Genomic DNA, 19,926 nt, shown 5'->3' with positions numbered 1-19,926 from the left:
CACTTTGAGCGTGTTGTCGATCCTAGGGTGGCCCATTTTGGCCGGAGAATCCGTTGACTGTTTCTACGAAGCGGGTTCGTCGCCCTGCTCGATCGTTTGGCTAGCTTCGACAAAGGCAACCACGATCTTCTGTGCGGTTGCGTCAACCTGCCAGGGCCGCGCTCCGAGCTCCGCGAGCGCCGCGCTGATCGACTCGACCGTGATCTCCGCGGGCGGAGCCCACGCCACCCGGCGCAGTGTGTCGGGGGTCAGCAGGTTCTCGAGCGGGATGTGGAAGAACTCGCTCAGTTCGGTGAGGGATGCGCGGGCGGCCTTGAGGCGCTTGTCGGCCTCGGGGTTGCGGTCGCTCCAGATGCGCGGGGCGGGGATGGACTCGCCGGGGGCACGGGTGGCGGGAAGGTCGGTCGTCGCCATTCCGCGTTCGATCGCCGCCCACCAGCGGTCGAGCTGCGAGCGGCTCGCCCGGCCGGTGAATTCCTTGATGGCGGAAAGATCGCGCTTGGTCGCGGGGAGTGCCTTCGCCGCCGCGGTGAGGGCCGCATCCGGAACCAAACGTCCCGGAGCCGTGTCGATCTCGCGTGCGTAGGCGTCGCGGGCCTCCCACAGCTCACGCGCCACGGCGAGTCCGCGCTGGCCGCGGATCGAGGCGAGCCCGCTCAGGCGGCGCCACGGCTCGACCCGGACGATCGTGAAGTCGCGCTTCGCGACCGAGTCGAACTCCTGGTCGGCGATGAAGGTCTTGCCGTCGGCCTCGAGCAGCTCGCCCATCTTCTCGCGCAGGTCGACGAGCAGTTCCACGTCGAGTGCGGCGTAGACGAGCCAGGCCTGGGGGAGGGGGCGGGTCGACCAGTCGGCGGCCGAGTGCTCCTTTGCGAGATGGATGCCGAGCAGGTCCTCGACCACCGTGCCGAGTCCGACGCGGGGCAGGCCGGCGAGACGTGCGCCGAGTTCGGTGTCGTAGATGCGCTTCGGGTTGAGCCCGATCTCGCGCAGGCAGGTGAGGTCTTGGCTCGCCGCGTGCAGGATCCACTCTTCGTCTTCGATGGCGGCGTTGAGTTCGCTGAAGTCGCCGATGGGCGGCGGGTCGAACAGGAAGGTGCCCGCGCCGCGGCGGAAGATCTGGATGAGGTAGGCGCGCTGCGAGTAGCGGAAGCCGCTGGCCCGCTCGGCGTCGATCGCGATCGGGCCGTGGCCGGCGGCGATCTTCTCGACGGCGGCGAGGTATTCGTCGCGGGTGGCGATCACGTGGACCACGGTGTGCGGGGCCTGGACGGGGGCGTCGGCGAGCGCCGGCGTTTCCTGGGCGCTACTCACGCGACGCTCGACGGGTTGACAACACGCTTACTCCCTCAGCCGTCGGCGGGAAGCCGGCCAGCATGCACAACAGTTCGCTCCAGCCTTCCACATGTGACGTGACGTCGGGGTCGAGCGGGGTCCAGGAGGCCCGCAGTTCGATCTGGGCGCCCTCGCCCTGTTCCTCGAGTTCGCCGAAACCGGTGGAGAGAATGCGCGTCGCGGTGCCGGAGGCGAGGTCGTAGAGCGCGCCGCGGGAGTCGAGCGCGTCGACGAGCCACGACCACGTCACGCTGGCGAGGAACGGGTCGGACCCGATGTCGGTCTCCAGCGGGGCCTGGGCGAAGCATACGATGCGGAAGACGCCGCCCCACGCTTCGGGCGCCGCGGGGTCGTACAGCAGCACGAAGCGCCCGGTGCCATAGTCGGAGTCGGTCGCGTGCTGTGACGGCCTGACGTCCGCGGCGAGCGCGATCGACCAGGGCGCGAGCCCTGTCGGGGCGGGGATTTCGGTCACAACGAGTTCGTCGCGTGGCTTCGCGCGTCGAACGGCCTCGAGGGCAGCCGCGAAGGCCGCCGGGACCGGTGTTCCTGAGAGTGTGTCGGGCACCCCTGAAGACTAGGCTTTATTGGTATTTTCGACGTTGAGGCACGCCGCCTCGCAGGCCGCAAAGATCCGGAGTCCTCCATCGCACATTCAGCCCAGCCCGACTCGGTCGCGGGTCGCATCGTCGGCGGGGTGGCTCTGGGGGTCGTCGGCATCGCCACGCTGTCGTCCGTCGTCGCTGCCGCCCTCACCGTACGCGTCGCCCGCCAGGTGGTCACCCCGCCGAAGACGCGCGAAGAAGACATCAGGGTGATCGCGGTCAGCGACAAGACCATCACTCTCACGGCCACGAAGGACTCGCTGCTGCCCGGGCGCTACGGGCTCTGGTTCGACCAGGGCGAGGGCTATGCCCGCGTCGGGGCTGTCGTCGACGCCACGTCGACCGCCGTGACCCGCGAGCTCATCTCGGTCGACTACGGGGTGCTCGGCCAGGGGGCGCGGGCGCGGCTGAGCGGCTGGTTCTACCTCTCGCCGAAGGAGCTCGGCTACCCCTACAGCGACGTGGAGATCGCCACCGAACTGGGCCCGGCGCCAGCGTGGCTGATCCCGGCCGAACAGCCGGGCGATTCCTGGGTCATCGAGGTGCACGGCCGTGCCGTGCGCCGCTCGGAGACGCTGCGCGCCGTGGAAGTGTTCCGCGAGGCCGGCTACACGTCGCTGCTGGTGTCGTACCGCAACGACGAAGACGCACCGGCGAGTGCCGACGGACGCTACTCGCTGGGGGACTCCGAATGGAAGGACGTCGACGCCGCGCTGGCGTACGCCGTCGCCAACGGGGCCAAGAACGTGGTGCTCATGGGGTGGTCGATGGGCGGGGCGATCGTGTTGCAGACGGCGACGCGGTCGGCGCACGCCCGGTTCATCCGGGGCATTGTCCTGGACTCTCCCGTGATCGACTGGGCCAGCGTCCTCGGCTTCCAGGGCGCCGAGATGCGCCTGCCCGCGGTGGCCAGCAAGGCCGTGCTCGCCGTGATCGGCAACAGATGGGGCAAGCGCCTCACCGGGCAGCACGAGTCGATCGACCTCGCACGACTCGACTTCGTGGCCCGCGCCGACGAGCTGACCTGGCCGATCCTGCTCATGCACAGTGACGACGACGGCTACGTGCCGTCCACCTCGTCGCACGCGCTGGCAGAGGCCCGCCCCGACATCGTCACGTTCGACGCGTTCTCCGTAGCGCGCCACACCAAGCTGTGGAACTACGACGCCGGCCGGTGGAACGTCGACATCGCCGCGTGGCTCGCCGCCCTCGCGCCGAGCGCCGCCGCGACGCGCGAACGCTTCCGCAGGGGCTAGGCGGCCGCCTTCTTCACGACCTGGCGCTTGATGCGGCCGAGCATCGCGGTCATGCCGCGGATGCGCAGCGGGCTGACCGCCTCGGTGAGCCCGAGGTCGGACGGGTAGTCGTCGGGCACCGCGAGCACCTCGTCGACGGACAGCCCGGCGAGCCCCTGCACCAGGATCGACGCGAAACCGCGCGTGGTCGGCGACTCGGCCGGTGCGGTGGCGTACAGGTGGACGGTGCGGCTGTCGTCGACGTCGACGAAGATGAACACGGGGGACTGGCACTCCTCGACCCGCTCGAGCAGGTCGGGGTGCTCCGCATAGTGCGTGGGCAGGGCGGGCAGTTCGTTCGAGAACTCCAGCAACAACTGCAGCCGGTCTTTCAGGCCGAGTTCGGTGAAGTCGGTCTTGATGTCGTCGAGGGCTGCCGGGAGTGTGGCGTTCATCTCTACCTCGCCGCCGGGGCCGTGCCCGGTTCGGTGCCGGTGGCGATGGGCACGCGCACCGCGCTGCCCCACTCGGTCCACGAGCCGTCGTAGTTGCGCACGCCCTCGAAGCCGAGCAGGTGGGTGAGCACGAACCAGGTGTGGCTCGAACGTTCGCCGATGCGGCAGTAGGCGATCACGCTGTCGCCGTCGGCCAGCCCCGCGCCGTCGCGGTAGATCGCGGAGAGCTCGTCGAGCGGCCGGAAGGTGCCGTCGTCGGCCGCGGCCTTGCCCCACGGCACGTTCTGCGCGCTGGGGATGTGGCCGGCGCGCAGTGCGCCCTCCTCCGGGTAGGCCGGGGCCGTCGTGCGCGCGCCGCTGAACTCCTCCGGCGAGCGCACGTCGATGAGCGGGTTGCCGAAGTGGGCGAGGACGTCGTCTTTGAAGGCGCGGATGACACGGTCGTCACGCTCCACGACGGGGTAGTCGACCCGCTCGGCCGACTCGCGGGCCGTCGTGTACTCGCGCCCCTCGGCCTCCCACTTCGCGCGGCCGCCGTCGAGCAGACGCACATCGGCGTGGCCGAACAGGGTGAAGACCCAGAGGGCGTACGCGGCCCACCAGTTGTTCTTGTCGCCGTAGACGACCACCGTGGTGTCGCGGGTGATGCCCTTCGAGCCGAGCAGCTCGGCGAAGGCGGCACCGTCGATGTAGTCGCGCTCGACCGGGTCGTTGAGGTCGGTGTGCCAGTCGATCTTGACGGCGCCCGGGAGGTGGCCGGTCTCGTAGAGCAGGACGTCTTCGTCGCTCTCCACAAAAACGACGCCGGGGGTGTCGAGGTGCGCTGCCGCCCATTCGGTGCTGACCAGTCGCTCCGGGTGGGCGTACTCGGCGAACTTCGGGTGTGTGTCGACCTCGACGGTCATGGGTGCCTCCTGTTAGTGCGGGTGTCCTGCGGCGGCGGTCTAGGCTGAAAGCCGAAACCCCACGCAACGACGATACGCAATAGGTGTGCCGCACGCTGGGAGCCTGCAACTTCGAGACGCATTGGTGACCATGACTAGCGACGCGCCCCGCACCCACGATCATCTCGCCGACCGGCTCCCCACCCTCACGGGCGAGCAGATGGTGGACCACCTCGTGCCCCCGCGCCAGTTCGATACCGCGACCATCGACAGCTACCGTCCCGACCTGGACTACCCCTCGCAGACCGAGGCCGTCTCCGCCGTGCAGTCGTTCATCGCCGCCTGGCGTCCCGGCGGTCTGTTCTCGCGGCGGAGAAACAAGGAGACGCTGCCCGGCCTGTACCTCGACGGCGGTTTCGGCGTCGGCAAGACCCACCTGCTCGCATCGCTCTGGCGCGCCGCCCCCGGCCGTAAGTACTTCGGCACCTTCATCGAGTACACCGCCCTCGTCGGCGCCCTCGGGTATGCGGGCGCCGTGAAGGTGCTCACGGGAGCCTCCCTCATCTGCATCGACGAGTTCGAGCTCGACGACCCGGGGGACACGCGGATCATGTCGCGCCTGCTCGGCGAGCTCGCGGCATCCGGCACCCGCATCGCGGCCACCTCGAACACTCCGCCCAACGCGCTCGGCGAGGGCAGGTTCGCGGCGCAGGACTTCCTGCGCGAGATCGACGCCCTCTCCGCCCAGTTCACGACCATCCGCATCGACGGCCTCGACTACCGCCGCCGCGACATCGAGGGCCACGCGCTGACGCTCGGGCACGACGAACTCGAGGCCGCGGTGGCCCGGTTCAGCGGCGCACTCACCGTCGACCGCTTCGACGACGTGCTCGCCCACCTCGCGAAGGTGCACCCGTCGCGCTATGTCAAACTGCTCGACGGTCTCGACGCCGTCGCCCTCACCGACGTGCACGTGCTCACCAGCCAGACCGATGCGTTGCGCTTCGTGGCGTTCGTCGACCGCCTGTACGACGCGCAGGTGCCCGTGCTGTCGAGCGGCGTCGCGCTCGACCGGGTCTTCCCCGACGACATGCTCGCGGGCGGCTACCGCAAGAAGTACCTGCGCGCGGTATCGCGCCTGATCGCACTCACCTCGGGCGAAGGCCTCTAGCAACCCACGGTGAATTCCCGCCGCCGGGAAACACGATGTTTACACGCGGCGTTCTCGCGTAACACAACGGAAACACGCCCACACAGCCCCTGAAACTTGGCGGCGACAAACTGTGTGCGTACCCGAGGAACCCGTGCGCTCTCGCGAAAAGGTTTGTCTTTCGGTGCATCCTTTGCAAACGTAAGAGAGGTAAAACAATGGATCAAGGCAACACCGCCTTCATTCTCATCTGCGCGGCCCTCGTGCTGCTGATGACCCCTGGTCTCGCGTTCTTCTACGGAGGACTCGTCAAGGCCAAGAGCGTGATCAGCATGATGATGATGAGCTTCGGCGCACTGGGACTCATCGGCGTTCTCTGGGTTCTCTACGGCTACGCCATCGCGTTCCCGGGAGCCGAGGGCACCCTCGCCCCCTGGACCATCGACACCGGCGCGCTCGGTCTCGCCAACCTCCTCGAGACGCCCGAAGACGCGGCCTACCCGCCGCTCGCCTTCGCCGCCTTCCAGGCGACCTTCGCGATCATCACCGTCGCGCTCGTCTCCGGCGCGATCGCCGACCGTGCCAAGTTCGGCGCGTGGATGGTCTTCGCCGGCATCTGGGCCACGGTCGTCTACTTCCCGGTCGCGAGCTGGGTCTTCAACTTCGGCCTCGCCGAAGACGGCAGCTTCGCCTACGGGGGATGGCTGACCCACGGCCTGCAGGACGTCTTCGGCGTCGGCGCGATCGACTTCGCCGGCGGAACCGCCGTGCACATCAACGCCGGTGCGGCAGCTCTCGCCCTGGCACTGGTTCTGGGCAAGCGCGTCGGCTTCGCAAAGGGTGTCAGCGTTCCTCACAACCCGCCGTTCGTGCTCCTCGGCGCCGGTCTCCTCTGGTTCGGCTGGTTCGGCTTCAACGCCGGCTCCGAGCTCGCGGCCGACGGTACCGCGGCCCTCGCGTTCGTCAACACGATCGCCGCCCCCGCCGCCGCTCTGCTGGCCTGGCTGCTCGTCGAGAAGCTCAAGGACGGCAAGCCCACCTCCGTGGGTGCCGCGTCGGGTGCCGTCGCCGGTCTCGTCGCCATCACGCCGGCCTGTGGCTCGCTCACCCCGTTCTGGGCGATCGTGCTCGGGCTCGTCGCCGGCGCCGTCTGCGCCCTCGCGATCGACCTGAAGTTCAAGTTCGGATTCGACGACTCGCTCGACGTCGTGGGCATCCACCTCGTCGGTGGGCTCATCGGAACCCTGTACCTCGGCATCTTCGCCAACGGCACCGGCCTCATCTACAGCGGCGAGTTCACGCAGCTGATCGTGCAGCTCATCGCGGCCCTCTCCGTGCTGGTCTACTCGTTCGTGCTCGCGTTCCTCATCGGGTTCGTCATCGAGAAGACGATGGGCTTCCGCGTCAAGAACGAAGACGAGATCGCCGGCATCGACACCGTTGTACACGGTGAAGAGGGCTACGTTCTCGCCGATGCCCGCTAACTAGCGGGTCTCACCCGACACAGCACTCGGCAGGGGTGCCGTTCTTCGGAGCGGCACCCCTTTCGCGCGCAATACTGCGACACGAATTCGCGGCGGGGCGCATCCGCTCGTATCGTGTCGGTAGCACCCGCCCAGCAAAGGATCCATTATGAAGAACTCCCGTCTCGCCCTCGTGGGCATCGTCGCAGCCACGGCCATCGCCCTCACGGGCTGCCAGTCGGCCGCGACCCCGGACGCCGAGGGCGACGCGGGTGCGGACACGAGCCTCAGCGACGTGCAGGACTCGGGCACGCTGACGATCGGAACCGAGGGCACCTACCGCCCGTTCACCTTCCACGACGAGTCCGGCGACCTCACCGGCTTCGACGTCGAGATCGCCACCGCGGTCGCCGAGAAGCTCGGCGTCGAGCCCGAGTTCCAGGAGACCCAGTGGGACGCCATCTTTGCCGGCCTCGATGCCGGACGATTCGACATCATCGCCAACCAGGTCTCGATCACCGACGAGCGCGAAGAGAAGTACGAACTCTCCGAGCCTTACACCGTGAGCCCCGGCGTCGTGATCGTCGGCAAGGACACGTCGGGCATCGACTCGCTCGAGAGCCTCAGCGGCAAGACGACGGCGCAGTCGCTGTCGAGCAACTGGTACGAACTCGCGGTTGCCAACGGCGCCAACGTCGAATCGGTCGAGGGGTGGGCGCAGGCCGTCGCGCTGCTCGAACAGGGCCGCGTCGACGCGACGATCAACGACAAGCTGACCTTCCTCGATTACAAGGAGACGGATGCGGCCGGAGCAGCTGGACTGAAGATCGCTGCCGAGACCGACGATCCCTCCCGCAACGCCTTCGTCGTCAAGAAGGGCGAATCGGCGCTCATCGAGGCCGTCAACGACGCGCTCGTCGAACTCCGCGCCGACGGTACGCTCGCCGAGATCTCGGAGAAGTACTTCGGGGAAGACGTCACCGAGTGACCGAATCCCAGTGGGAGCTGCTCTGGACGTCGCTCGGGCCGATCGTGTCCGGTGCGCTCACCGGCACGATCCCGCTGGCGCTGACCAGCTTCGTGCTCGGACTGGCGATCGCCCTCGGCGTCGCCCTCGCCCGCCTGTCGCGGGTGCGGGTGGTGTCGGGGGCCGCGCGCGTGTACATCTCGATCATCAGGGGCACGCCGCTGCTGGTGCAGCTCTTCGTGATCTTCTACGGGCTCCCTTCGCTCGGGCTGCTGATCGACCCCTGGCCGAGCGCGATCATCGCGTTCGCCCTCAACGTCGGCGGTTACGCGGCCGAGGTCATCCGCGCCGCGATCCTGAGCGTTCCGGTCGGCCAGTGGGAGGCCGGTCACATGATCGGTATGTCGCGCGCGCAGACGCTGCGCCGGATCATCCTGCCGCAGGCGGCGCGTGTTTCGGTGCCGCCCCTGTCGAACACGTTCATCAGCCTCGTCAAGGACACCTCGCTCGCCTCGCTCATCCTGGTGACCGAGCTGTTCCGACGCGCCCAGCAGATCGCCACCTTCAGCAACGAGTTCATGCTGCTCTACCTCGAGGCGGCGCTCGTCTACTGGCTCATCTGCCTCGTGCTGTCGAGCGGCCAGAACGTGCTCGAGAAGAGATTGGACCGCTATGTCGCCCACTGATCCGACCGGCCCGCCGCTCGTCGCCGTGCACGGCCTCCGCAAGTCGTTCGGTGACAACGAGGTGCTGCGGGGCATCGACTTCGAGGTGCGCCGCGGCGAGGTCGTCGCGCTCATCGGACCGTCGGGCTCGGGCAAAACCACGGTATTGCGCAGCCTGAACGCCCTCGCCGTGCCGGACGGCGGCACGGTCGCCTTCGCCAGCGGCCTCAGTGTCGACTTCACCCAGCCCGTGTCGAAGCGCGACCTGCTCGCGCTCCGCGACCGGTCGGCCATGGTGTTCCAGCACTACAACCTGTTCCCGCACAAGACGGTGATCGAGAACATAATCGAGGGACCCGTGCAGGTGCAGAAGGTCGCGGTCGCGGTGGCGAAGGCCGACGCCGAGCGGCTGCTCGACCGCGTGGGGCTGCTCGACAGGCGCGACAGCTACCCGTTCGAGCTGTCGGGCGGGCAGCAGCAGCGCGTCGGCATCGTGCGCGCGCTCGCGTTGAAGCCCGACCTGCTGCTGTTCGACGAACCGACCTCCTCGCTCGACCCCGAACTGGTCGGCGACGTGCTCGCGGTCATCAAGGAGCTCGCCGACGAGGGCTGGACCATGGTCGTCGTCACCCACGAACTGGCCTTCGCCCGCCAGGTGGCGACCGAGGTCGTGTTTATGGACGGCGGCGTCGTGGTGGAACGCGGGGCGCCGTCGCAGATCCTCGTCGAGCCGACGCAGGAACGCACGAAGCAGTTCCTGCACCGCCTGCTCAACCCGCTGGGCTGACCTCGCGCGTGCCGGTCGCGGTCCCGGTTGCGGAACGCGCGAGCATCGTGCCGCCGGCGACCGCGGCGGGCATGATGACGACGGCGGCGAACGGGATGAAGAATACGAGGTAGGTGGCCATACCGAAGCCGAGCGTCCGCGCCCGGTCGACGCCGAGAGCGCGGCGCTTAGCCGAGCCGTCGAGGCCACGCGCTTCGAACGAGAAGCCGGTGAGTTCGAGCGCCAGCAGCCACCCGCCGGCGGTCGCGCCGAGTACCGGCACGACCGTCTGCCCGATCACCGGGATGAAGCCGAGCACCAGCAGCACGACCGCGATCACGAGGGTGGTCGCGAGCACGCGCACGGCGTCGACCAGCCCGCGCCCGGCGCCGCGCCAGAAGGGCACCTCGACGGGGGAGTCGATGCCGCCGAGTCGCTCCTCGACCTTGCGCGAGATCTTCTCGTAGAACGGGCTCCCGACGGCGAGGGTGATTGCCGCGAAGGTGTACACGAAAACGAGCAGGGCGGCCGCGAGCATCGCGAGCGAGGCGACCGCGCGCACGACGGTGCGCCCGGTCTCGTCCCAGTCGTCGGCGAAGGGGGTGGCCCAGGCCGCCAGCCCGTCGATGTTGCTCGCGAGGGCGACGATGCCGGCCAGGTAGACCGCCGTGACGATCAGCGCGGGGATAGCGCCCATCAGCATGATGCGCGGGTCGGTAAGCCACATCCTGAGGCCCGAACCGAGCAGCCGCACCCCGCCGAGATAGCGGGAGATGAACCGGGGGCGAGGCGAGGTCGTCGAGGGCATGCGCTCATCGTAGGTGAGGGAGGGAACCACAAAGGCCCGGGATCGGAACGATCTCGGGCCTTCAGCGAGGGTGGGCGATACCGGACTCGAACCGATGACCTCTTCGGTGTGAACGAAGCGCGCTACCAACTGCGCCAATCGCCCTCGTGCCGGTCTTGACGACCAGCGACAACGATCATATCGGGTTTTCGACGCCCCTCGCGCGCACGCCAACACCCCCGTATCGCCTTGCATATCCGCCCGGAAATCACGGGATTGAACGCGCTCAAACTTTTATTCGGCAGATATTCGCCTCGAGTTCGCTGGAAACTCCGCGCTCGCCCGCGTAATCTGAGCCGGTACGCGTGTCGTGGATTCGCGCGACGAGAATCTATTGGTTATAGTTTCAAAGCACGCAGAAATGCGCGCAAATGCGGATGTGGCGCAGTGGTAGCGCACAACCTTGCCAAGGTTGGGGTCGCGAGTTCGAATCTCGTCATCCGCTCGAGTGGGAGCAGTCGGTCCGCCGGAGGCTTTCCCGCCTCTGGTGGAGTGGCCGAGAGGCTAGGCAGCGGCCTGCAAAGCCGTCTACACGGGTTCGAATCCCGTCTTCACCTCGTAAGATATAACCGAATAAAGCATGAGCGATTGGCGCAGCGGTAGCGCGCTTCCCTGACACGGAAGAGGTCGCTGGTTCGATCCCAGTATCGCTCACACGAAGAATTGGCCCCGACGAGTTCGGGGCCTTTTCTGCTTAACTCGACCGTCGGTTTAGCCCGGCCGTCTGGCGGTCGCTCCCTCTCGCAACTCAGGCAGATTCTCGGATGCCGCGGCGCCCGGGACGCGAGGGCCGCGGGTTTCCGCACCCCGGGCATCCGCCCCGCTTTTTCCGCCTGAGTTGCGGAGGCGGGTGTTCACGATTCCGGACCGATCGCCCGCGACCGCGGAGCCGCCCCCGCAGATGCACGGGTGTGACGGCCCGGCCGGTGAATCGTCCTGAAGCACGAACACAGAGCGTCGCTCCTTCTCGCAACTCAGGCAGATTTTCGGATGCCGCGGCGCCTGCGACGCGAGGGCCGCGGGTTTCCGCACCCCGGGCATCCGGCCCGCTTTTTCTGCCTGAGTTGCGAGACGGGCAGGGCGGGCGGAAGGGGGCATCGGGCGGCACTAAAGTTGTCAGAATGACTGACCAGAAAACCGGATTCGACCTGTTCACCGAGCGCAGCATCGTTGCCATGCGCGTCAATGGCGAGTTGAGGGATCTGGCGAGCACCGTCAGCGAGTCCGACACGGTCGAGCCTGTCGAGATCTCGAGCCCCGACGGCCTGAACATCCTGCGCCACTCCGCCGCGCACGTGATGGCGCAGGCGGTACAGTCGATCAACCCCGAGGCGAAGCTCGGCATCGGCCCGCCCGTGACCGACGGTTTCTACTACGACTTCGACGTCGAGACGCCGTTCACGCCCGAAGACGTGAAGGCCATCGACAAGGCCATGGAGCGCATCATCAAGCAGGGCCAGCGTTTCCAGCGCCGGGTCGTGACGGATGACGCGGCTCGCGCAGAGCTCGCGGACGAGCCGTACAAGCTCGAGCTCATCGGCCTCAAGGGCGGTGCCGACGGTGCGGCCGAGGCCATCGAGCTGGGCGCCGACAACGAGAGCGTCGAGGTCGGCGGTGCCGAGCTCACGATCTACGACAACGTCGACGCGAAGACCGGCGAGGTCTACTGGAGCGACCTGTGCCGCGGCCCGCACCTGCCCTCCACCCGCCTCATCGGCAACGGCTGGTCGCTGCAGCGCACCGCCGCCGCCTACTGGCGCGGCTCGGAGAAGAACAAGCAGCTGCAGCGCATCTACGGCACGGCGTGGCCGACGAAGGACGAACTGCGCGCATACCAGTCGCGACTCGAGGAGGCCGCCAAGCGCGACCACCGCAAGCTCGGCCAGGAGCTCGACCTCTTCTCCTTCCCCGAGGAGATCGGCTCGGGGCTCGCGGTCTTCCACCCCAAGGGCGGCATCATCCGCGCCGAGATCGAGAACTACATGCGCGAGCGTCTGCTCGCGAACGGCTACGACCTCGTCAACACCCCGCACATCACCAAGGGCCACCTGTTCGAGACCAGCCAGCACCTCAACTGGTACCGCGAGGGCATGTTCCCGCCCATGCACCTCGACGAGGAGGTCGACGCCGAGGGCAACGTCACGCGTCAGGGCCAGGACTACTACCTGAAGCCCATGAACTGCCCGATGCACAACCTGATCTTCAAGGCACGCGGTCGCAGCTACCGCGAGCTGCCGCTCCGCCTCGCCGAGTTCGGCACCGTGTACCGCTACGAGAAGAGCGGCACCCTGCAGGGACTCACGCGCGTACGCGGTCTCACCCAGGACGACGCCCACATCTACGTGACGCAGGACCAGGTCAAGGAGGAGGTCGCGAGCCAGCTCGAGTTCGTCTTCGAGACCCTGCGCGGCTACGGGCTCACCGACTTCTACCTCGAGCTGTCCACCCGCGACCCCGCGAAGTCGGTCGGCACCGACGATCAGTGGGAGATTGCGACGGACACCCTGCGCGAGGTGGCCGAGGCCTCCGGTCTCGAACTCGTCGCCGACCCGGGCGGTGCCGCGTTCTACGGCCCCAAGATCTCGGTGCAAGCGCGCGACGCGATCGGCCGCACGTGGCAGCTCTCGACCGTGCAGCTCGACTTCAACCAGCCCGAACTGTTCGACCTCGAGTACACGGCCTCCGACGGCAACCGGCAGCAGCCGGTGATGATCCACCGTGCCCTGCTCGGTTCGATCGAGCGCTTCTTCGCCATCCTGCTCGAGCACTACGCGGGCGCGTTCCCCGTCTGGCTGTCGCCCGTGCAGGTCATCGGCATCCCCGTGGCCGAGCAGTACGAGGACTACCTGTGGGAGGTCCTCGCGAAGCTCAAGTCGCACGGCGTCCGCGTCGAACTCGACTCGTCGAGCGACCGCATGCCCAAGAAGATCCGCAACGCCACGCTGCAGAAGATCCCGTTCCAGCTCATCGCCGGCGAAGACGACCGCGCGAACAACGCCGTCAGCTTCCGCTTCCGCGACGGACACCAGGAGAACGGCATCCCCGTGGACGAGGCCGTCGAACGCATCCTCGAGTCGATCCGCACGAAGGCGCAGGTCTGATGAAAGACTACGACGGAACCGAGTACGACAACGTCGAGTCGGTCGACGGTTTCGCCGCGGTCCCGGACGCCTTCCAGCGGCTGTGGACGCCCCACCGCATCGCCTACATCGAGAGCGGACAGCAGCCGGCGAAGGACTCGTGCCCGTTCTGCGTCGCTCCGACGCTGAGCGACGAGCAGGCGCTCATCGTGGCGCGCGGCGAGCACGCCTTCGTGCTGCTCAACCTGTTCCCGTACAACAGCGGCCACCTGCTCGTGTGCCCGTACCGGCACGTGTCGACCTACGACGAGGCGACCGACGCCGAGGTCGCCGAGATCGCGAGCCTCACCCAGAAGGCGATGCGCGTGCTCACCGCCACCTCGGGCGCGAACGGTTTCAACATCGGCATGAACCAGGGCCAGCTGGCCGGCGCGGGCATCGCCGACCACCTGCACCAGCACGTCGTTCCCCGCTGGGCGCACGACTCGAACTTCTTCCCGATCATCGCCGGTACCAAGGCGCTGCCCCGTCTCCTCGGCGACGTGCGTGCCGAGGTCGCCGCGGCGTGGCCCGCGTGAGCCGCACCACCCCTCCACAGCACCAGTAGAATTAGGGACCATGAGCACTAGCGAAACGACAGACCAGCAGGGCACCAGCCGCGTCAAGCGCGGACTCGCCGAAATGCTGAAGGGCGGCGTCATCATGGACGTCGTCAACGCCGAGCAGGCGAAGATCGCCGAAGACGCCGGCGCCGTCGCCGTCATGGCCCTCGAGCGCGTCCCCGCCGACATCCGTTCGCAGGGCGGCGTCGCCCGCATGAGCGACCCCGACCTCATCGACGGCATCATCTCCGCCGTTTCCATCCCCGTGATGGCCAAGGCCCGCATCGGCCACTTCGTCGAGGCCCAGGTGCTCGAGGCGCTCAAGGTCGACTACATCGACGAGTCCGAGGTGCTCAGCCCCGCCGACTACGTCAACCACATCGACAAGTGGAAGTTCGACGTGCCGTTCGTCTGCGGCGCCACCAACCTGGGCGAAGCGCTGCGCCGCATCACCGAGGGTGCCGCCATGATCCGCTCGAAGGGCGAGGCCGGAACCGGCGACGTCTCGGAGGCCACCAAGCACATCCGCACCATCAAGGGCGAGATCGCGGCCCTCTCGGCCAAGACGCACGACGAGCTCTACGTCGCGGCAAAAGAACTGCAGGCGCCCTACGACCTCGTGCTCGAGATCGCCCGCACCGGAAAGCTCCCCGTGGTGCTGTTCACCGCCGGCGGAGTCGCGACCCCGGCCGACGCCGCCCTGATGATGCAGCTCGGCGCCGACGGCGTGTTCGTCGGCTCGGGCATCTTCAAGTCGGGCGACCCGGCCAAGCGTGCCGCCGCCATCGTGCGCGCGACGACGTTCTTCGACGACGCCGCCGTGATCGCCGACGCGTCGCGCGGACTCGGCGAGGCGATGGTCGGCATCAACGTGTCCGACCTCGCGGCCCCGCACCGCCTCGCAGAGCGCGGCTGGTAGGCAACGCTGAGCGTGACGACTGACCGGCCGATAGGCGTTCTGGCCCTGCAGGGCGATTTCCGCGAACACCTGGCGATGTTCGGGGAACTCGGGGTCGAGGCCGTCTCCGTGCGCCGCCCCGAAGACCTGGAGCGGGTGGCGGGGCTCGTCATTCCGGGCGGCGAGTCGACCGTGATGGACAAGCTCAGCCGCCTGTTCGGTCTTGCCGGACCGCTCAAGGCGGCCGTGGCATCCGGTCTGCCCGTCTACGGGACCTGCGCGGGACTGATCATGCTTGCCGACACCGTGCGCGACGCGATCGACGGACAGCAGACCATCGGCGGGTTCGACGTCGTGGTGCGGCGCAACGCCTTCGGGTCGCAGCTCGACTCCTTCGAGACCGACCTCGACGTGCCGGTGCTGGGCGACGAGCCCGTGCACGCGGTGTTCATCCGCGCGCCGGTGGTCGAGACCGTCGGCGAGGGCGTGACGGTGTTGTCGGCACTCGACGACGGCCGCATCGTCGCGGTGGAGCAGGGCAACCTGCTCGGCACCTCGTTCCACCCGGAGATCACGGGGGAGACGCGGTTCCACGAGTACTTCGTCGAGAAGGTGCGCGCCCGGGTCTGACGGCGTGCGACAGTGGGCGTATGAAGTTCTACTCAGACTTTGCCGCCCAGCGTTCCCGCCAGATCACCGTCGACGTGCTCGCAATCGCCTTTATGGCGGCGTGGATCTGGCTCGGGGTGTTCGTGCACTCGCTCGTGATCGGGCTGACCGATTTCGGCGTGCAGATGGAGCAGGCGGGTGCCGGCTTCCGCGAGACGATGACTGACGTGGGCGAGAACCTCGGGGGAGTGCCCCTCATCGGCGGCGGCATCCGCGGCCCGTTCGACAACGCGAGCGTCGCGGGTGCGACGCTCGAGGCGGCCGGCGCCAGCCAGCAGGTGGCGGTGCAGAACCTCGCCCTGGGACTCGGTCTGGGCATCGCGGTGCTCCCCGTGCTCGCGATCCTCGTGCTCTGGCTGGTGCCGCGCCTGCGGTTCGCTCGCCGGGCGGCCACGGCACGGCGCCTCGTGTCGGCCGGTGCCGGTCTCGACCTGCTCGCGCTGCGGGCGCTCACGACGCAGCGCCTCACGACGCTAGGCGCCATCGACGCCGATCCGATGGCCGCGTGGCGACGGGGCGACGAGGCCGTGATGCGGTCGCTCGCGGCGCTCGAACTCAAGTCGTCGGGAGTTCGGCTCACCTGAGGATATGGCGGCCCCGCCCGCGCCGGTTGGCTAGAATATTCAGCATGTCAGGCCACTCCAAATGGGCAACCACCAAGCACAAGAAGGCGATCACCGATTCGCGCCGTGCAAAGTCGTTCGCCAAACTCATCAAGAACATCGAAGTCGCAGCCAAGATGGGCGGTGCAGACCTCTCGGGTAACCCGACCCTGGTCGACGCCATCCAGAAGGCCAAGAAGACCTCGGTACCCAACGACAACATCGACCGCGCCGTCAAGCGTGGTGCCGGACTCAGCGGCGAGTCGGTCGAGTACACGACCATCATCTACGAAGGCTACGGAGCCAACGGCGTCGCGATGCTCATCGAGTGTCTCACCGACAACAAGAACCGCGCGGCCGCCGACGTGCGCGCCATCATGACGCGCAACGGTGCAGCCCTCGCCGACCCGGGCAGCGTCGCCTACAACTTCAACCGCAAGGGCGTCATCTCGATCGCCGCGACCGACGGTGTCAGCGAAGACGACATCCTCGAGGCCGTGCTCGACGCCGGCGCCGAAGAAGTGAAGAACCACGGCGGCGGCTTCGAGGTCATCACCGACCCGTCGCACCTCGTCTCCTCGCGCAAGGCCCTTCAAGACGCCGGCATCGACTACGACTCCTCGGAGCTCGAGTTCGTGCCCAACCTCACCATCGAGGTCGACGCCGAGACCGCCCGCAAGATCTTCCGACTCATCGACGCGCTCGAGGATTCCGACGACGTGCAGAACATCTTCGCCAACTTCGAGATCACTCCCGAGGTCCAGGCCCAGCTGGACGAAGACTAGACACCGATGACGCTCCGGGTGCTGGGCATCGACCCAGGCTTGACCCGGTGCGGCGTCGGTGTGGTGGATGTCACGTCGACGCGCAAGGCGTCGCTGGTGCACTACGGGGTCATCCGCACACCGCCGGAGATGCCGCTCGAGCAGCGCCTGCTCATCATCGGCACGCAACTCGCCGAGCTGATCGACGAGCACGCGCCGCACGCGGTGGCGCTCGAGCGGGTGTTCGCCCAGCACAACGTGCGCACCGTGATGGGAACCGCGCAGGCCAGCGGCGTCGCCATGCACATGGCGGCCTCGCGCGGCCTCGCCGTCGGCCTGCACACACCCAGCGAGGTGAAGGCGGCCGTCACCGGGTACGGCGCCGCGGAAAAGGCCCAGGTCGGCCTGATGGTCGCGAAGATCCTCGGACTCGACGACGTGCCGAAACCCGCGGACGCCGCTGACGCGCTTGCGCTGGCCATCTGCCACGCGTGGCGCGGGGGAGTCGCAACGGCGGCCAGCCGCGCGGGCGCCGGCCCCGGGAAGACGGGCGCCGTGGCATCCGGCTCTCTCACGCCAGCGCAGAGCGCGTGGCGCGCGGCCGAGTCGGCGGCCAAACGTAGGCTGGGAGCATGATTTCTTCCGTGCGAGGCACAGTGCTCGCAGCCCAGGGTTCCACCGCGGTCATCGAGGTCGGGGGAGTGGGCCTCGCCGTGCAGGTGACGCCGCAACAGGCGATCGGCCTGCGCGTCGGTCACGAGGCGACCCTTCGCACCACCCTCATCGTGCGCGAAGACGACCTCAGCCTCTACGGCTTCGCCGACGCCGAAGAACTCGCCGTGTTCGACCTCCTCCGCAGCGTCACCGGTGTCGGCCCGCGCAGCGCCATGGGGGTGCTCGCCGCGCTCGACCCCAACGAGATCGCGCGTGCGATCGCCGCCGAAGACGACGCGGCCTTCCGCAAGGTGTCGGGCATCGGGCCGAAGACCGCCAAGCTCATCGTGGTGTCGCTCGCGGGCAAGCTCGCCGTCGTGCCGCAGTCCCAGGCCGCCGCGCGCCCCGCCGCCGCGCCCGTCCGCGACAGCGTGCTGCTCGCGCTCATGGGCCTCGGCTGGCCCGAACGCTCCGCCGTCGTCGCCGTCGACGAGGCGATGCTCGCCGCCACCGACCTGGAACGCGAAACCATGCCGAGCCTGCTGCGCATCGCCCTCGCCCAGCTCGGACCACAGGGGGCGACGAAGTGACTCCCGCCGACGACATCATCAGCGTCGAACCAGAATCGGATGCCGAACTCGCCTTCGAGGGAGCGTTGCGACCGCAGTCGCTCGCCGAGTTCGTCGGCCAGCAGAAGGTCCGCGGCCAGCTGCAACTCCTGCTGCAGGCCGCCTCGATGCAGGGACGCACGGCAGACCACATCCTGTTCGCCGGACCCCCCGGCCTCGGCAAGACCACACTCGCGATGATCGTGGCGCACGAGAGCGGACGCCCGCTGCGCATGTCGAGCGGGCCCGCCATCCAGCACGCCGGAGACCTCGCCGCCGTGCTGTCCTCGCTCGTCCCCGGCGAGGTGTTGTTCATCGACGAGATCCACCGCATGGCACGCTCCGCGGAAGAGATGCTCTACCTGGCGATGGAAGACTTCCGCATCGACATCATGGTGGGCAAGGGCGCCGGCGCGACGTCGATCCCGCTCGACCTCGCGCCCTTCACCCTCGTCGGCGCGACCACCCGTTCCGGCATGCTGCCCAACCCGCTGCGCGACCGGTTCGGCTTCACGGCACACCTCGAGTTCTACGAATCCAGCGAGCTCGAGCAGGTGCTCGTCCGCGCCGCGCACATGCTGCAGCTCGACATCGAGCGCCCCGCCCTCGCCGAGATCGCCGGTCGCAGCCGCGGAACCCCGCGCATCGCTAACCGGCTGCTGCGCCGCGTGCGCGATTACGCCATCGTCACGGGCAAGGGCGCGGGCATCGACGCGGTGAATGCGGCGCTCGAGTTGTACGACGTCGACGAACTCGGGCTCGACCGGCTCGACCGCGCCGTGATGAACATCGTGCTGAACCGTTTCGACGGGGGACCGGTGGGACTCAACACGCTGGCCGTATCCGTCGGAGAGGAAGCCGAGACGATCGAGGCGGTCGTCGAGCCCTTCCTGGTTCGCATCGGCCTGCTCATTCGCACCCCGCGCGGTCGCGTCGCGACCCGGGAGGCCTGGAAGCACTTCGGACTGACCAAACACGAAGCGGGCACGCACAACCAGCCGCTGTTCGGCGATGAACTATAATTTGGGTGGCCCCTCAGCTTGACTCCCCTAGACTGACCCGGCCCCCACGCTTTCCGAGAGGTTTTCCCATGAACGACACCTTCCTTAACATCGCCCTCGTCGTAGTACTGGCGCTCTTTGTCATCTACGCGTTCCGCAACAGCCGCAAGAACAAGGCCAAGCAGGAGGAGCTCAAGGCGCAGATCGTTCCCGGCGTCGAGGTCATGACGAACTTCGGACTGTTCGGCACGCTCGTCTCCGTCGACGAGGTCAGCAACGTGGCCGAGCTCGAGGTATCGCCCGGCAACATCGTGCGCGTGCACCGCCAGACCCTCGCGAAGGTCGTGACCGAGGCCGACTCCACCGTCAGCGGCGTCAGCACCGGCGAGCCGCGCTCGGTCGAAGAGGCCATGGAGATCGCGAACCGCGAGGCCGAGGCCCGCGAGAAGGCCGCGAACCCCGAATTCGGCGAGCTCGCCGAGCCCGCAGAGAAGCCGGCCGAGGAGATCATCGTCGTCGAGCCCGTCGTCGAAGAGCCCGCCGTCGATGGCGAGCCGGTCAAGAAGCCCGTGCGTCGTGCGTCCACCAAAAAGGTCGACGAGTAACAACTACTACCCCTGGGTGCTGGCGTCCGCGAGGGCGCCATCTGAGTGTCAGGCGCAATTCCGCGTCTCCA

The 19,926-nt window shown here is 68.0% G+C and carries 21 protein-coding genes and 4 tRNA genes; 19 read left to right on the top strand and 6 right to left on the bottom strand.

All coding sequences use genetic code 11. The annotated features are described in order from the left end of the window. Nucleotides 1-63: 63 nt before the first annotated feature. Nucleotides 64-1,254 (bottom strand): HRDC domain-containing protein, encoded by a 1,191-nt coding sequence (locus tag IEV96_RS04580; RefSeq protein ID WP_229733355.1) that lies wholly within the window; start codon nucleotides 1,252-1,254, stop codon nucleotides 64-66. 52 nt (nucleotides 1,255-1,306) lie between these two features. After that, nucleotides 1,307-1,903, bottom strand: coding sequence for a DUF3000 domain-containing protein (locus IEV96_RS04575; RefSeq protein WP_188509493.1), 597 nt, complete (start codon nucleotides 1,901-1,903; stop codon nucleotides 1,307-1,309). 129 nt (nucleotides 1,904-2,032) lie between these two features. On the opposite strand from IEV96_RS04575, the gene IEV96_RS04570 reads away from it, so the two are divergent. Continuing rightward, nucleotides 2,033-3,196, top strand: a complete 1,164-nt coding sequence (locus IEV96_RS04570) for an alpha/beta hydrolase family protein (RefSeq protein ID WP_188509492.1) — start codon at nucleotides 2,033-2,035, stop codon at nucleotides 3,194-3,196. Here the strand turns inward: IEV96_RS04570 and IEV96_RS04565 are convergent. Next, nucleotides 3,193-3,630 carry a SufE family protein gene (locus tag IEV96_RS04565; RefSeq protein WP_188509491.1) on the bottom strand — a complete coding sequence of 146 codons (438 nt, stop codon included), beginning with the start codon at nucleotides 3,628-3,630 and terminating at the stop codon, nucleotides 3,193-3,195. The genes IEV96_RS04570 and IEV96_RS04565 overlap by 4 nt on opposite strands. Nucleotides 3,631-3,632: 2 nt before the next feature. After that, the gene (locus tag IEV96_RS04560; protein ID WP_188509490.1) at nucleotides 3,633-4,535 is read right to left on the bottom strand and encodes a sulfurtransferase; all 903 of its coding nucleotides are present in this window, start codon (nucleotides 4,533-4,535) and stop codon (nucleotides 3,633-3,635) included. Nucleotides 4,536-4,665: 130 nt separating this feature from the next. On the opposite strand from IEV96_RS04560, the gene zapE reads away from it, so the two are divergent. From zapE to IEV96_RS04535, 5 genes are all read left to right on the top strand, one after another. After that, nucleotides 4,666-5,685 carry a cell division protein ZapE gene (gene zapE / locus IEV96_RS04555; protein ID WP_188509489.1) on the top strand — a complete coding sequence of 340 codons (1,020 nt, stop codon included), beginning with the start codon at nucleotides 4,666-4,668 and terminating at the stop codon, nucleotides 5,683-5,685. A 197-nt stretch (nucleotides 5,686-5,882) separates the two neighbouring features. Next, entirely contained in the window at nucleotides 5,883-7,148 is a 1,266-nt protein-coding gene (locus IEV96_RS04550) for an ammonium transporter (RefSeq protein ID WP_188509488.1), read from the top strand. 148 nt (nucleotides 7,149-7,296) lie between these two features. Then, nucleotides 7,297-8,115: an amino acid ABC transporter substrate-binding protein gene (locus tag IEV96_RS04545; protein ID WP_188509487.1), complete on the top strand. Its 819-nt coding sequence runs from the start codon at nucleotides 7,297-7,299 to the stop codon at nucleotides 8,113-8,115. After that, the gene (locus IEV96_RS04540; RefSeq protein ID WP_188509486.1) at nucleotides 8,112-8,780 is read left to right on the top strand and encodes an amino acid ABC transporter permease; all 669 of its coding nucleotides are present in this window, start codon (nucleotides 8,112-8,114) and stop codon (nucleotides 8,778-8,780) included. The genes IEV96_RS04545 and IEV96_RS04540 overlap by 4 nt, the downstream gene beginning before the upstream one ends. Further along, nucleotides 8,767-9,546, top strand: coding sequence for an amino acid ABC transporter ATP-binding protein (locus tag IEV96_RS04535; RefSeq protein ID WP_188509485.1), 780 nt, complete (start codon nucleotides 8,767-8,769; stop codon nucleotides 9,544-9,546). The genes IEV96_RS04540 and IEV96_RS04535 overlap by 14 nt, the downstream gene beginning before the upstream one ends. Here IEV96_RS04535 and IEV96_RS04530 read toward each other — a convergent pair. Continuing rightward, nucleotides 9,530-10,333 carry an EI24 domain-containing protein gene (locus IEV96_RS04530; protein WP_188509484.1) on the bottom strand — a complete coding sequence of 268 codons (804 nt, stop codon included), beginning with the start codon at nucleotides 10,331-10,333 and terminating at the stop codon, nucleotides 9,530-9,532. The genes IEV96_RS04535 and IEV96_RS04530 overlap by 17 nt on opposite strands. Before the next feature lie 71 nt (nucleotides 10,334-10,404). After that, nucleotides 10,405-10,477, bottom strand: a tRNA-Val gene (locus IEV96_RS04525). A gap of 268 nt (nucleotides 10,478-10,745) precedes the next feature. Between IEV96_RS04525 and IEV96_RS04520 the strand changes: the two genes are divergently transcribed. From IEV96_RS04520 to IEV96_RS04460, 13 genes are all read left to right on the top strand, one after another. Beyond that, a tRNA-Gly gene (locus tag IEV96_RS04520) sits at nucleotides 10,746-10,817 on the top strand. A gap of 41 nt (nucleotides 10,818-10,858) precedes the next feature. Next, nucleotides 10,859-10,929: transfer RNA gene (locus tag IEV96_RS04515), tRNA-Cys, on the top strand. A 25-nt stretch (nucleotides 10,930-10,954) separates the two neighbouring features. Further along, nucleotides 10,955-11,026: transfer RNA gene (locus IEV96_RS04510), tRNA-Val, on the top strand. 467 nt (nucleotides 11,027-11,493) lie between these two features. Then, the gene (gene thrS / locus IEV96_RS04505) at nucleotides 11,494-13,473 is read left to right on the top strand and encodes a threonine--tRNA ligase (protein ID WP_188509483.1); all 1,980 of its coding nucleotides are present in this window, start codon (nucleotides 11,494-11,496) and stop codon (nucleotides 13,471-13,473) included. Beyond that, nucleotides 13,473-14,030 (top strand): HIT family protein, encoded by a 558-nt coding sequence (locus IEV96_RS04500; RefSeq protein WP_188509482.1) that lies wholly within the window; start codon nucleotides 13,473-13,475, stop codon nucleotides 14,028-14,030. Before thrS ends, IEV96_RS04500 begins: the two co-directional genes overlap by 1 nt. Nucleotides 14,031-14,070: 40 nt before the next feature. Further along, entirely contained in the window at nucleotides 14,071-14,973 is a 903-nt protein-coding gene (gene pdxS, locus IEV96_RS04495; RefSeq protein WP_188509481.1) for a pyridoxal 5'-phosphate synthase lyase subunit PdxS, read from the top strand. 6 nt (nucleotides 14,974-14,979) lie between these two features. Continuing rightward, nucleotides 14,980-15,582, top strand: coding sequence for a pyridoxal 5'-phosphate synthase glutaminase subunit PdxT (pdxT, locus tag IEV96_RS04490; RefSeq protein ID WP_188511125.1), 603 nt, complete (start codon nucleotides 14,980-14,982; stop codon nucleotides 15,580-15,582). A 20-nt stretch (nucleotides 15,583-15,602) separates the two neighbouring features. Beyond that, nucleotides 15,603-16,205: a hypothetical protein gene (locus IEV96_RS04485; RefSeq protein ID WP_188509480.1), complete on the top strand. Its 603-nt coding sequence runs from the start codon at nucleotides 15,603-15,605 to the stop codon at nucleotides 16,203-16,205. A gap of 44 nt (nucleotides 16,206-16,249) precedes the next feature. Continuing rightward, complete coding sequence (locus IEV96_RS04480) at nucleotides 16,250-17,008, top strand: YebC/PmpR family DNA-binding transcriptional regulator (RefSeq protein WP_188509479.1); 759 nt, start codon at nucleotides 16,250-16,252, stop codon at nucleotides 17,006-17,008. Nucleotides 17,009-17,014: 6 nt separating this feature from the next. Then, entirely contained in the window at nucleotides 17,015-17,623 is a 609-nt protein-coding gene (gene ruvC / locus IEV96_RS04475; RefSeq protein ID WP_188509478.1) for a crossover junction endodeoxyribonuclease RuvC, read from the top strand. After that, nucleotides 17,620-18,231: a Holliday junction branch migration protein RuvA gene (gene ruvA, locus IEV96_RS04470; RefSeq protein WP_188509477.1), complete on the top strand. Its 612-nt coding sequence runs from the start codon at nucleotides 17,620-17,622 to the stop codon at nucleotides 18,229-18,231. Before ruvC ends, ruvA begins: the two co-directional genes overlap by 4 nt. Then, nucleotides 18,228-19,271, top strand: coding sequence for a Holliday junction branch migration DNA helicase RuvB (ruvB, locus tag IEV96_RS04465; RefSeq protein ID WP_188509476.1), 1,044 nt, complete (start codon nucleotides 18,228-18,230; stop codon nucleotides 19,269-19,271). The genes ruvA and ruvB overlap by 4 nt, the downstream gene beginning before the upstream one ends. Nucleotides 19,272-19,339: 68 nt before the next feature. After that, nucleotides 19,340-19,855, top strand: a complete 516-nt coding sequence (locus IEV96_RS04460; protein ID WP_188509475.1) for a preprotein translocase subunit YajC — start codon at nucleotides 19,340-19,342, stop codon at nucleotides 19,853-19,855. Nucleotides 19,856-19,926 lie beyond the last annotated feature (71 nt).

The sequence above is a fragment of the Conyzicola nivalis genome, from assembly GCF_014639655.1.
Lineage (GTDB): Bacteria > Actinomycetota > Actinomycetes > Actinomycetales > Microbacteriaceae > Conyzicola > Conyzicola nivalis.
The sequence above is the reverse complement of the archived record's forward strand: the minus strand, read 5'-3'. Positions and strand labels throughout refer to the sequence as shown.

Coding starts and splice junctions, on each gene's coding strand:
- IEV96_RS04500 (WP_188509482.1), top strand. CDS start 13,473: ATGAAAGACTACGACGGAACCGAGTACGACAACGTCGAGTCGGTCGAC.
- pdxS (WP_188509481.1), top strand. CDS start 14,071: ATGAGCACTAGCGAAACGACAGACCAGCAGGGCACCAGCCGCGTCAAG.
- IEV96_RS04530 (WP_188509484.1), bottom strand. CDS start 10,333: ATGCCCTCGACGACCTCGCCTCGCCCCCGGTTCATCTCCCGCTATCTC.
- IEV96_RS04460 (WP_188509475.1), top strand. CDS start 19,340: ATGAACGACACCTTCCTTAACATCGCCCTCGTCGTAGTACTGGCGCTC.
- zapE (WP_188509489.1), top strand. CDS start 4,666: ATGACTAGCGACGCGCCCCGCACCCACGATCATCTCGCCGACCGGCTC.
- IEV96_RS04545 (WP_188509487.1), top strand. CDS start 7,297: ATGAAGAACTCCCGTCTCGCCCTCGTGGGCATCGTCGCAGCCACGGCC.
- ruvA (WP_188509477.1), top strand. CDS start 17,620: ATGATTTCTTCCGTGCGAGGCACAGTGCTCGCAGCCCAGGGTTCCACC.
- IEV96_RS04560 (WP_188509490.1), bottom strand. CDS start 4,535: ATGACCGTCGAGGTCGACACACACCCGAAGTTCGCCGAGTACGCCCAC.
- IEV96_RS04480 (WP_188509479.1), top strand. CDS start 16,250: ATGTCAGGCCACTCCAAATGGGCAACCACCAAGCACAAGAAGGCGATC.
- IEV96_RS04550 (WP_188509488.1), top strand. CDS start 5,883: ATGGATCAAGGCAACACCGCCTTCATTCTCATCTGCGCGGCCCTCGTG.
- IEV96_RS04485 (WP_188509480.1), top strand. CDS start 15,603: ATGAAGTTCTACTCAGACTTTGCCGCCCAGCGTTCCCGCCAGATCACC.
- IEV96_RS04535 (WP_188509485.1), top strand. CDS start 8,767: ATGTCGCCCACTGATCCGACCGGCCCGCCGCTCGTCGCCGTGCACGGC.
- ruvC (WP_188509478.1), top strand. CDS start 17,015: ATGACGCTCCGGGTGCTGGGCATCGACCCAGGCTTGACCCGGTGCGGC.
- thrS (WP_188509483.1), top strand. CDS start 11,494: ATGACTGACCAGAAAACCGGATTCGACCTGTTCACCGAGCGCAGCATC.
- IEV96_RS04565 (WP_188509491.1), bottom strand. CDS start 3,630: ATGAACGCCACACTCCCGGCAGCCCTCGACGACATCAAGACCGACTTC.